This window comes from Bacillus sp. COPE52 (assembly GCF_003355115.1).
Classification (GTDB): domain Bacteria; phylum Bacillota; class Bacilli; order Bacillales; family Bacillaceae_G; genus Bacillus_A; species Bacillus_A toyonensis.
Genome location: NZ_CP031292.1, coordinates 5545237 through 5557543, shown reverse-complemented (window position 1 = coordinate 5557543; position 12307 = coordinate 5545237). Strand labels below are relative to the sequence as shown.

General features: G+C 35.2%; 10 protein-coding genes and 2 pseudogenes. 5 read left to right on the top strand and 7 right to left on the bottom strand.

All coding sequences use genetic code 11. From position 1 onward, the window contains the following. Window positions 1-130: 130 nt before the first annotated feature. Window positions 131-1003 carry a LysR family transcriptional regulator gene (locus DPQ31_RS28110; RefSeq protein WP_208731359.1) on the top strand — a complete coding sequence of 291 codons (873 nt, stop codon included), beginning with the start codon at window positions 131-133 and terminating at the stop codon, window positions 1001-1003. 200 nt (window positions 1004-1203) lie between these two features. Beyond that, complete coding sequence (locus tag DPQ31_RS28105; RefSeq protein WP_208731358.1) at window positions 1204-2160, top strand: VOC family protein; 957 nt, start codon at window positions 1204-1206, stop codon at window positions 2158-2160. A 262-nt stretch (window positions 2161-2422) separates the two neighbouring features. Here DPQ31_RS28105 and DPQ31_RS29920 read toward each other — a convergent pair. The 4 genes and pseudogenes from DPQ31_RS29920 to DPQ31_RS28090 all read right to left on the bottom strand — a co-directional run. After that, a pseudogene (locus DPQ31_RS29920) lies at window positions 2423-2491 on the bottom strand (XRE family transcriptional regulator); the annotation flags it as partial. Between the two features lie 174 nt (window positions 2492-2665). Beyond that, a complete protein-coding gene (locus tag DPQ31_RS28100; protein WP_208731357.1) occupies window positions 2666-3367 on the bottom strand; it encodes a hypothetical protein in 702 nt (233 codons plus the stop codon). A gap of 63 nt (window positions 3368-3430) precedes the next feature. Next, window positions 3431-4156, bottom strand: a complete 726-nt coding sequence (locus DPQ31_RS29560; RefSeq protein ID WP_261797487.1) for a hypothetical protein — start codon at window positions 4154-4156, stop codon at window positions 3431-3433. 143 nt (window positions 4157-4299) lie between these two features. Beyond that, window positions 4300-5085: a coiled-coil domain-containing protein gene (locus DPQ31_RS28090; protein WP_208732129.1), complete on the bottom strand. Its 786-nt coding sequence runs from the start codon at window positions 5083-5085 to the stop codon at window positions 4300-4302. A gap of 827 nt (window positions 5086-5912) precedes the next feature. On the opposite strand from DPQ31_RS28090, the gene DPQ31_RS28085 reads away from it, so the two are divergent. Next, window positions 5913-6977, top strand: a complete 1065-nt coding sequence (locus tag DPQ31_RS28085) for a hypothetical protein (protein WP_208731356.1) — start codon at window positions 5913-5915, stop codon at window positions 6975-6977. Window positions 6978-7322: 345 nt separating this feature from the next. Here DPQ31_RS28085 and DPQ31_RS28080 read toward each other — a convergent pair whose 3' ends face one another. Together DPQ31_RS28080 and DPQ31_RS29550 are read right to left on the bottom strand one after the other, a co-directional pair. Further along, window positions 7323-8798, bottom strand: a complete 1476-nt coding sequence (locus DPQ31_RS28080) for a peptidase G2 autoproteolytic cleavage domain-containing protein (protein ID WP_395933146.1) — start codon at window positions 8796-8798, stop codon at window positions 7323-7325. Between the two features lie 561 nt (window positions 8799-9359). Then, window positions 9360-9488: pseudogene (locus DPQ31_RS29550) on the bottom strand (Tn3 family transposase); the annotation flags it as partial. 139 nt (window positions 9489-9627) lie between these two features. Between DPQ31_RS29550 and DPQ31_RS28070 the strand changes: the two are divergent. After that, the gene (locus tag DPQ31_RS28070; RefSeq protein ID WP_208731354.1) at window positions 9628-9957 is read left to right on the top strand and encodes a 6-aminohexanoate hydrolase; all 330 of its coding nucleotides are present in this window, start codon (window positions 9628-9630) and stop codon (window positions 9955-9957) included. A 511-nt stretch (window positions 9958-10468) separates the two neighbouring features. Beyond that, on the top strand, window positions 10469-11104 hold the full coding sequence (locus DPQ31_RS28065; RefSeq protein WP_208731353.1) for a hypothetical protein: 636 nt from the start codon (window positions 10469-10471) through the stop codon (window positions 11102-11104). Between the two features lie 647 nt (window positions 11105-11751). Here DPQ31_RS28065 and DPQ31_RS28060 read toward each other — a convergent pair. Further along, window positions 11752-12201, bottom strand: a complete 450-nt coding sequence (locus DPQ31_RS28060) for a DUF5065 family protein (RefSeq protein ID WP_208731352.1) — start codon at window positions 12199-12201, stop codon at window positions 11752-11754. Window positions 12202-12307: the final 106 nt, after the last annotated feature.

Below are 12307 nucleotides of genomic sequence, written 5' to 3'. Positions count from 1 at the left end.
TAATCCTTTAAAATCTTTGAAAGTTTTTATTGCTTACATGTTTTATTCTATAATTGATTATTAATAAATAAAAAGACATTTTAATATATCTCTTTATATACTCGAGTATATGAATAAAGGAGTGATGAATGTGGAACTACTGCAACTGCATTATTTTCTAAAAGTCGCTAAGTTGGAGCATATGACGCAGGCTGCGCAAGAGCTTCACATCGCGCAGCCTGCTCTCAGTAAAACCATCTCTAGGTTGGAAGAGGATTTGGGTGTACCATTATTTGATCGCCAAGGAAGGAAGATTCGACTCAACTCATTTGGAAAAGCGTATCTAAAGAAAGTAGAAAGGGCACTCATGTTGCTTGAGGAGGGCAGAAGAGAAGTTGAAGATCTTGCGGCAATGGAAAGAGGGCGTGTTTCTTTAGCAACAACAACTCATAAATGCTTTTCTGATGTAATAGGTACTTTTATATCCTTGCACCCTAATATCAAACTTCAAATCAATCAAGCTTCAGAGAGGGAAAAGGTGCAACAGCTCCGAAGTGGAGATATCGATTTTTGTATCACTTTCCCTCCTATTGAGCAGCCGGGGATAGAGGGATTGTCTTTTCTCACTGAAAAAATCTTACTAGCTGTTCCTCATACACATCGATTTGTTAATCGGAGCAACATTGACTTGAGAGAAGTGGCTGATGATCCTTTCATTTGTATAAAGCAAGGGAATCCATTTCGAGAAATGACGGATGAATTTTGTCAAAAAGCAGGATTTACTCCGAACATTATATGTGAAGTTGACGAACATTCTGCAGTAAGTTATTTCATCCGTATGGGAATTGGTATTGCTTTTATGCCGGAAACCTTAATAGAAAAAATAGAGACGTCATTTCATTTAGTGCATATTGATAATCCTATTTGTCAGCGTACCTATCAAATCGCATGGCTTGAAGGGCGCTATATGTCCGTGGCGGAACGTAAATTTCGGGAGTTTTTTGTCCAGAGCTTTACTGGATAAAGGAAGTAATAAACCTTTAGTTTAGATTCGAACTTTATCAGCCTAAAGCTCTAAATATTAGGAACCGGAGGTAAAAGGTTGAACTTGACTGTCTCCTTTCTTAGTTTGATGGCTATGTGTCTTTACCCTAAATTGTTTAATACAATTAAAATAAACTTTTCTTTTGTCACAATTATTGAATTCAAGGAGAGTGGATGCAGATGTATGCTGAAATCAAATTCATTCATCACGTCGGTCATGTAGTTTCCGATATGGAAGCTGCACTCGAGGTGTACAGAAAACTGGGATTTGTCTGTTCACCGCCGTCCTATCCGGCGATGGCCGAAAATGAAGGAGAACCCCCGAAGCCATTTGGGGCAGCCAATTCGCATGTCGAGTTTTTAGGAAGCTTCATCGAAATTGTAACGGTTGCCGAGAAAGGCGCGAAGATTCCGAGCAATGCAAAACTCGTTCCGTTGCAGGCATCATCGGATGTGCTCCAAGTAATAATCGGGAAAATCAAACGTACTGTTGATACTATCTCCAGATGTCTGTTCCGTTATGAAGGAGCGCATATTCTTTGTTTCGGTACCGAGGACGCCGACCAGACAGCGGGCCGTTTCCAAAGGAATGGAATCAGTCATAGTGGCGTTAACACTGTGCAGCGACCTCTTGAGATGTCTGGGGGAATTCAACTTATTCCCGTGCGCTATATGGAAATTGATGGGGACAACGTGCACGAAGGTCGTCTGGCTGCAGCGGAAAACCCAACCTCAGCCATAATGGAGGAGCAAATACCTCCGAATCATCCGAATGGGGCGACGGATTTAGTCGAATCAATCTTATGTGTAGACGATGCTGAACTGGACGAATTCACTATGAGATACAGCCAATACTTGAAACGTGAGGCCCGGACCGATGGAGTGACACACAGCTTTAACTTGGAAGGGGCTCGCATTACGATCGTTCCCGGATCGCGGTTGTCAGAGTTGCTACCAGGAGAGGTCGCACCCCCAGTCCCGGGATTTGCCGGGTACACGGTAGCAGTGAGTGATATCTCCCGCACTCGAAGTTATCTCGAAGAGAGTGGTTTCCCGATAGCTGAGACGAATTCGGGCGACCTTTTTATACCGGCAGCCTCGGCGCTTGGCACTGCTATCGTATTCAGGAAATCGTAGCCAGGAAAAGCAAACAATCTACTTTAAATTGAAACAGAGGTAGATTAAGACTTAAAAAATACTAATTTCCTATAAGTGGTTTAAAAGGAACAAAACAACTGTTTACGGTATAAAAATGGTACTCTTACCAAGAGTGATTTTTTACCTCCCCTTAGGATAATAGCACTACAATACACTACATTAAAAAATACTTTTGTTTTTCTTTTATGATGAAATCAAAGCATAGTACATCTTTGTTGTTTTGCAGCATTTTCACGTACAGTCAAACTCGCTTAGCAAAAGGGATTTGTTGACGTCCATCAAGCTCCGCATAAGCTCTTTGGACGTCGTTACTAATTGTAAAAAAAGAAAATATTGATATATTGCCGTAAAAAAAGACACCATAAGGTGCCTTCCTGCGAATTGAACCATCGTATAGTAATTATGGTATCGGATGCCAATCCAAATATCATTTTACCATATTAAATTGTTTTATATATTGAGAAATATGATTCAAGTCTATAGTTTATCTAAAAGCGTCCATTTGCACTTCTTCATAAATAAAGCCAGCTTCTTTGGCTGTAATTCCAAACCGTTTAGCAGCTATTTCAGCAACTTGAGGATCATGTATTTCAGGGATGTAGTCTTCGTCATTGTTTGTGAGGATTCTGTACTGTTCTTTCATAAAATCAAATATAACCCTATAGTTCATTCCATTACTAGCAAATTTCTCTTTCTTTTGTGGTGTGTATTTAGAGGTATTATCGGAGTTGGCTTTATAAGTGCTATTATCTAGTTCTATGTCATAATCACGCTTTGAATATTTTTCGAAATCGTTTATAACAAGCATTTTATCAAAAATGTCCATAACAAATGTATCGTCATCATACAATAATTTAAGTTCCTTGTAACGACAGGATCTATTCTCTCCGCAATAAACATCATTAAAAGAACCCATAATTTGATCGAGCGTAGTATACATGATTTGGTATTTTTCCATGGTAGACAAATCTGAGAACCTTTCATCTACGTTTACGTGAATATTTACTGGTGTAGTATCTTCTTCTTTTTTATCAGCTTTATAATCGACCTTTTCAATATAAGGGCCTAAAGGACTATCTTCTAATTTTTCCTTAGTCTCATGTTCTACATATTTCATATTAGCTGAGCAACCAGAAAATAATAGACATGTAGCAAGTAGTAATCCCATAATAAATCCCTTTCTCATGCACATCACCCCTAATGTTATTTATGACAGGGAGTAAAATAAAAGCACCCTTTCGAGTGCTAATTATTTCTTATTTAATGCAGGGTGTTCCCAATATTGATTAGCTATATTAGGTAAGTTGTTATGTATGAAGTTATCGTAATTGATCTTGTCTAGCGTTTCACGATTAAGTGTGATTTTCATGACATTATCCTTTTTCTCGTTACCGTATTGGTCCACTAGTGGGTATGTATAAAAGAAAGCAATTTCGCTTATGTTTTTTTCATTTTTTAAATCTTTTAATATAGATATTGTAGCAATCCACATGCCTTTTTTAGTGTAATTTGCTGATACGTTTTCTTTGGCTTCAGCAGTTAATAATACAATTTTATCGTTTGGATCTTCAGTCCCTAAGTTGTCATTCACTTTAACAGATTCAACTTTTCTCTTGCCAAATTCGTTGCTAGCCAGCTTTTTAACCTTATCTTCAAGTGATTCCTCTTTTTTCTCTACAGGTTGTGCAGCGGCTTCTTTTTCTTGTTTCCTTTTCTCTTCTTCAGCATTCGTTTTATCTTCATCTTGAGCTTTTTTTATTGCTTCTTGTCTTTCTTTTTCAACATCAGCAGTTACCTGTTGTGATTCTTTTTTATTGCCTTTAAATCCATCAATGATTCCACCGATAATAGCTAGGTATACAAAACATGCAACAACCATTTTCCACTTAGTGCCGGAACGGAACCCTATAATTTTTTTATACCACTTTCCTTGTGAACGTTCATTTTGTCTTTTTTCTAATCGGTTGTTGCTCATATTGTTTCCCCTTTCAAAATGTAAGATTTCTTCCCTCATGGTAGCAAACAAGTTATTTGTATACTGTCATATTTTGTCGGGTGAAAATAAAAAAAGACACCCTAAGGTGCCTTCCCCTGACTGGTACCACTTCAAATAAATTCTTATTGAATATATGTTTTGATTTTTTCATATAATTCATGGTACTTTTCGATTAATTCATCACAATGCAAATCTAATTCTTCAATTCTTTTTCTTTCGTCTGTGAATATTTCTTCTCCGTTTATAATATCTTTATTAAATTGCAAGTAAAGATCTATATAGCTACGCTCTGTAATGTTATGCTCGTGCATTAAATATTGGAATTCGTCTTTGTCTTCATTTGAAAGTTCTATCTTGAACAATCTTATATGTTCATTAATGGTGGTTATAATTTGTTTCATGAATTCTGTTTTGAAGTTAATATTTTTGAGGAGTAAATCCACCTGTTGATTAAAGATAGTTGAATTTAATAAGTCTGTAAGTTCCTCTTGTTTATCTTTGAGTTCCTCAATTTTTTCTTGAGCTATAGTTGCTACTGACTGAGATTGTGTAATTAATAAATTGGCAGTTTCTATTTGTCTGTCAGATTCTTGTAGTTTTAAGTTAGCTTGTAAAATCTGTTCTTGAGCTAACGAAATTTGCTCCTCGCCTTGGTCCACTTTTTTCTGAGCTTGTTTGTTTAACCAGGCTACATAACCAAAAACTAAAGCGATAAAACCGGCAACGATTGTTATAGGCGTCCATATATTAGCTATTTGATCATTTAAAAACGATATCTGGCTATCTTTCGCCGAAATAATCTTATCCTGTACGTCTTTTATAGTCTCCAAGGATTCAACCTTCGTTTGTAATTTGCTCAATTGTTCTTTAATTTGTTCGTTAGATATTGTAAATAAAGTCAGTTTCACTGTTCAATCCCCTTTTGTGTATTAATTCATAAATAAAAGCACTCTTTTGAGTGCCTGTTAACGTTAACACCTAATTTTGATTCAACTTCAGTTAAGATAGCTACAGCATTGATTAACTTTGGATCAGAAAGCTTGGTTGATTTTTGAGCTATTAATTTGTCATATTTTGTCGAAATATAAAAAGACACCCAAAGGTGCCTTCTTCCGACTTGAACCACTTTAATTTAATATAAACCTATCCGTATTATTCCCTTGTTATACGTGTAAACACATCCTATAAAACAGAATCGTCTATATACACCAGATTGTTAGCTCACAAAATTCAAGAGATTTGAGATCAATATGTTAAGCCTTTCAAAAGAATCTGCTTTATAGAATGTGTCCACAATTTATATTTTACTACATGTAATATTCATTTAGTGTGACTTTTTCATATATGTATAATTACATAAAGTTTATGAGAAATAGAGGGTATAATTCGGTATTGTGTAATAAAGATAAGGCCCACCTACGGAAATAGGTGGGCCTTATTATTGGGTATTACTACCTCAGTGCACAAAAGGGAATTTGTATTTAAATAATAGCATATCCTTAAAGTTCTTATATTGAGAAATAAAGAAAAGACACCCTCCGGTGCCTTCCTCCGACTTGATAACCACATGTTATGTATTGGGAAATCGTCTCGGAATTTGGCTTATTATTGTAAATCTGTATTTTTATTATGCTGTTTCGAAAATATGAGATACATAATTACTATTTATTTGTGGGAACTTAAGTTTAGCCAATTCACCAAAAAAGATTGGGCATAATTTAAGGAGATGATTTTATTGGGAATGAATGGTAGATTCGGATCACTTCCTCCTATTTCTGCTATAGATCAACGAGAAATAGCAAGAAGGCGTATTGAAAATCCAAATATGTCTGTTAGTGAAGTTATAGAGCGAATGGACGCAGAAAGACGTGCTGAAGAGTATAGAAGAATTTTTAGAGTTCCAGATATGTCTGTTTCTGAAATTATAGAGCTGTTGGAAGCAGAAAAAGCAATTAAGGCTCAGTATCATAAGCTAGGCAGTAATAGCGTTTATGGCGTACTTGGTGAACCGAGTGGTAAGATGGTTAAAGAAAGTGATGGAGTTTATTCGCAACAGTATCAATATGGAAAAATTTTATCAAAGACCGATATAGCAATACCTAAGGTAGAACCATATTATATATGTGATATTTTTATAGGTGCTATTAAATGTTTTGGTACTGAAGATGAAAGTAGTGATGATGAACCGTATTTAATCATTACTAATATTAATACATCCTCAGCCTTTCTTGAAGGATATGAAAGAAATATTGCGAGAACATGGAAATCTCCAACATTTAGAGGTATTGAAGAGAAAGAGGTTTTTGGTCAAGATCTTGTGGTTTTTAATGGTGTTCTAGTTGGTCCGTATGGTGTGCGTCTCAAAATTGCTTTAATGGAACATGAACATGGTAATGAAGAGCAATTGAGACAAAAGGTGGAAGAAAATGCGAATAAAATAGCGAGAGATATTAAAAATGTAGCGTCTGCACTTTCAGGTGTTAATGTTGAAGATGCTTCTCAAAATCTGGATAGTGAGATTCTTGATGCATTGGGCGATCTTTCACTTGACGTGATTACAGATATTTTTAAAGATGATATAGTCGATGAAAAAGAATGGGTAATTGATGGTACTATGCTAAAACAGTGGGTAGATGAAGGTTTGACAGCGACTTCAGGCGTGAACCATCCTGATTTACCATCAAACGTAGAAACAAATTTTCCACGTGATAATGAGATGACAAGGTTGTTTTCGGGTGGTGGTGGTTCATATAAGGTTTATTTGAGAGTAATCCCTTGGAAAATATCCCCGCAAGCTTGATTTGTATTGAATAAATAAGGTTACTTGATTTTTTAACAAGTATTTTCTTTAGAATTTTAAACTAAAGGGGTATTTGTAATGGTTTAGTACCAATTATAAAAAAAAGACACCCTCCGGTGCCTTTCTCCGACTTGAACCACTTTAATTTTAATAATATGTATTGGACCCCCATCCAAATATTATTTTACCATGTTAAGTAATATCTGGGTACCGCCAGCATTTTTGAAGAAAAACACGCTAAGCCAAAAAATACAATAAGCTGTCCATATGGACAGCTTATTTACATAATTCTCGTTAATGGAAGTGAAAATTATAAATTTAATATGTTATATGGTCGTTTATCCTTTAGCGAACTAAAATCATGATTTGATTTGGTCCTGTACGTTTCATAACACGATATCCTTTAGCTGATGTTGTAGCAATTCCCTCATCATTAGATTTACAATAACCATCTACTTGACAGGTACCATCATCACGAACCAGAAGTTTTCCAACAAGACCTACAGGAACCCATTCAGGTCTTTGCAGTCGCGAAATATACTCTTGTGAAGGGTCCCATTCAGGGTTTAATATCGGTTCGGTTTTTGTAAAAGCTGGTTGAATTACTCTTCCATCGTCATCTTTTTTCTCTGGTACAACAACTTCATGATATTGAGTTCTGCCCCATTCATCTTTTACGAAGAGGTTATGCCAGCGTAAATCACTTGCATTTGCAATCATTGCTGGTGTTGCACTTACTACTCCTAGAATATAATCATCATTTGCATGTGCTTTTCGGATTTTTTCCCCGTATAAAGTCACAAAATATCCGACATCAATGGAGTTTCCATCAATGGTTTCAAACATTTCTGCATAATCCGCAGCAGCAGGGGACAATACAACACCGTCTAGGTAAAGGTTTCCTGTTGCTCCTTCAATTACAGCAGAATTTAATGATGGTCCAACAGCAAGGCCATTTGCTAAATGCCAAGAAAAAGGGAATCGTGTAGTTCCATTTTGCCCCATAATATGAGAACCTTGATGAAGTACATCTACAATGGTATTTAGACCTTCCGCATGAGAAAAACCTCCACTTGCTGTTGTATTAAATCCTTCCGCATGGGAGCTATCTCCGCTTGCTGTTGTGACCGTTCCTTCCGCATGGGAGCTATCTCCGCTTGCTGTTGTGCGGTTCCCTTCGGCGTGGGATATATTTCCACTTGCTATTGCACCAGAACCTTCCGCATGGGAGCCATCTCCACTTGCGGTTGTATTAAACCCTTCCGCATGGGCGGTAGTTGCGCTTGCTAATGTGAAAGCTCCTTCGGCATGGGAGATACCCCCACTCGCTATTGTGCCTGATCCTTCAGCATGAGAAGAACCTCCACTTGCGGTTGTATTAAACCCTTCCGCATGAGAGGTATTTTCACTTGCTGTTGTGAACGACCCTTCGGCATGAGAGGCAAATCCACTTGCTGTTGTGAAATCTCCTTCGGCATGGGAGCTATCTCCACTTGCTGTTGTAGTATTGCCTTCAGCATGAGAACAGTCCCCGATCGCCTGGGTGTTACATGCCTCCGCATGGGAGGCAAACCCACTTGCAACAGTACCACTTCCTTCTGCCACAGAACACCCATTATCGGGGTCAGTTCTAATACAGATTGTTGCGGTTGGTCCTGTAGGTCCGGTGTCTCCCGTAGGTCCTGTAGGTCCCGTTGGTCCTGTTGGCAAAGTAAAAGAAGGAATAGGTGGTAATGTAGGACCAATCAAATTTGGATCTAATGCAGCGGCACTTAATAAATCATCCGGTATAAGACCATCCCATTTCTTTTTATTAAACATGATTTACCTCCAAAAACTTTTATCCTAATTAATAAATGTATTAAATAAACAAAATAAAATTAATAAAAAAACGTTATACCATTTTTATGACGCATGTTATAAATAAATAATCTTTTTTATAAACTAGTTTCATATTTTTAGTTTTGTATACCATATAAATGTGAAGTTAACATAACGTCCTAAATTATCGGTAGCAAGGACAAGGAGGAATCCCTACTTTCACAAGGGAACCTCCTTTTATTGTTCTATGGATCTATGCATTTTTATATACATTCCTATCCTGGCGCGGTTTTAAGGTTCTCTTTTGTTACTGGGCTCGTCGAAGAACTGTATAAAACCTTGCATACTCTTAACTTGTTTTTTCTATGGAACGCTGTCGATACCTTTTTAATGCATAAAGAAAAGACACCCACAGGTGCCTTCCTCCGACTTGAACCACTTTAATTTTAATAATATCGGACGCCAATCCAAATATTATTTTACTATGTTAAGTTGTTTTGTTCATTGAGGGGTATCATCATATCGCCATCTACCTAAAAGTACTTACTACCCATTCTTGTTATAAATATTATTCCACATACTAATTGCATTAATTAAGAGGTTTAGTGCACTACTTCTTGGAAGTTGATCTTGTAGCGCTCTTTCTCGTAATTCACTATGTTTTCCAAAGAAAATAGTGAAAGGCAAGGCGATGAATACATTTACAAAATGACAAAACTGTAAGAATACACGAATGTTTGTAAGAAAGTTCGATGTTTTCCTTTTTCTTTTTTTATTATAGTGAAAAAGAAGAACGAAATATTCTCTTATGTAGGAAAGGAAGAGAATAATGATTGATCTATTAAATAAATGGATGTTAGAAAGTACAGGCAATTTCAATATCGTTGTAGGACTTACAGCACTTCTATTTTTGGGTTCAGTAATTGCACTTATTATTATTTACAAAAAAATTTGTAAACCCTATGAAAGAACAAATGCTATTTATTTAAAAATTACTTCTCGTATGTTTACTATTCAAATTCTAATGAATGCTATATTTATTTCTTTAGTTGGTAAAGATATTGAGAATTTCCGTCAAATCTTTATATTATTTGAAGCTGTTGTATTCTTTATTGGAGCTATTTATTCGTTTAAATTATATAAACAGGAATGCAAATAATTCACTTATAAGAAACAATAAAAAAACAGTAGTGATTTTATACACTACTGTTTTTTTATACACTACTGTTTTTTATTGTTCATTTTCAAATGTAAACTTTTCATTTTTAGTTAACTGTATATTCTATACATATGAGGTTAACATAACGAATTATTCTAGGAAGTTATCCTTTTCTTTTACTTAGTGAGTAATCCAATAACAATTAAGATGATTGCTCACATGATAAAATGTTTGTTTCTTTTTAAAAATTCTACTCGTTTTTTGATTTTTTATATGTATATAGTAATTGTATTAACCAGATAATCAATAGAATTATTGGTACTATGATTTTTTCTTTAGTAGTTGGGGCTAAATAAAAAATAATTATGGAGCTTATTATTAATATCGGAATCCCAAAGTTTATAGTTCTTTTGAATTTTTCAGAATAAGATAATTTATGGTAAAATTTCATATATTCCCCTCCTATTTATGGTAATATATATATATACTACCACAAATAGGAGGGAATTTTATGAAAAAAGCTTTTGTTCTTTTTTTAAGTGTATTCTTAGTTTTATTTTCTTTCAGTTCTTCTTCAAGTGTTGCAAACGCTGAAGAAAAATCAATTAAGGATAATATGCAAATTGATTTATTAAAGATTAAGAATTTCAATGATGTACTTGATAGTTTATCACAAGATAAAAAGGATATAATTTCATCATTTTGGTTCGATGAAACAATAAAATCAGGTGTTATTAATATTTATAATAAAGACGAAAATAAATACTATAATTTATATGTAGAGAAAGATAGAATTACATATTACAGTACTCAATATTATATTGATTCAAAAAAAGAAGATGCTAATTTTGAATTATATTCAGTAAATAAAGATAATAGTTTTGTGTATGAGTTTACTTCAAGCATCGTAAAAGAAACTGGTCAAGTACAGCATTCTATGGCTAAAGCAGCTGTCAGTAACTCTGTTTATAAATGGGCTTGTATTTTCTCTAGTCGAGTAGCATGTGTTGCGGCTGCAGGTACATTAGGTTTTGGAGTAGCAGGTCCATTTGGTGCTACTGCAGCAGTAGCTGCATGTGGTTATTTGTTTGGCACATTAGTTGAAAAATATGGAAGTAAAGGTGCTGCTTGTAAAATTCTTTCATAAAGGTATAGTTACTTGAGATAAGGATTACTATATACATAGTAGTATTTTACACGATTGTTTTTTAATTCTTTTATCGCTAAAAAAAGGAAATTATCAAAAAAGAGAAAAAGAAATAAAGTTCTTCTTTTAAGACTAGTATTTTACTAGTCTTTTTTATTTTCAATTGCGATAAATCTTTTCTTCATCTCATTTCGAACTCTGGCTAATTTTTATTTTTCATTAAGCCAAAACACCAATTCTTTTGTTTAAAGTATGATTCTTTTTCCATAGGGATCAATGCTATGTGGAATTTTACTCCAACAAGATTAGTTAGCATTCACACCGAAGAACAAGGGGGGAACCGTACTCCCACAAGGGAACCTTTTATTGTTCTATGGATCTATGCATTTTTTTATACATTCCTATCCTGGAGCGGTTTTAGGGTTCTCTTTTGTTACTGAGTTCGTCGAAGAACTGTATAAAATCTTGCATACTCTTAGCTTGTTTTTTCTATGGAATGCTGTCGATACCTTTTTAATGCACAAAAAAAAGACGCCCTAAGGTGCCTTTCTCCGACTTGATAATTATATTTTATGTATGAAACCATCACTGTAGCATCTAAGATGAGGGTGAGCAGTTTATGCCGTCTGGTTTAGGACGATAAAGAATTACTTGTTGATAGTGAATGTGTCACTGTGCCAATGAGCGCCTGCAATGTATGCAACTGCAACGTAAGTTCCTGGTCCATAAGCATCAGTAATTTGAGTTTGCCATACGATTTTTTCTGCTCCAATTGGCATAGAAGCAATCGTTTTGTAGCGGTTCAGAGAAGCATCGTCTTCTACTTTGTAGATTTTTACGATGTCATCACTTGTATAAGCGCCGTATTTCTTTAGAGAGATAGTAAATAAGTCGCCAGTTTTATAGCTCTTCTTTACTAATTGATGCATCTCAGCATCCATGTGGTAGATATCAGCGAAATCACCAAGATATCGAAAACCCCAGTTATCTTCAACTACTGGTCCTGCCGCTGCTGCTGGTTTTGCGTCTAATGTTGCTAAACCTGTGAAACCACCTAATGCTAATGCTCCGACTAATGCTAATTTTCCTAATTTCATTATTGTTTCCCCCTAAATATTTTTATAATTACGCAAATTCTAAAACCATATATAATGATATAATTAATTGTATAATATTTCAATTATTTTCTAAAAATTGTTATAA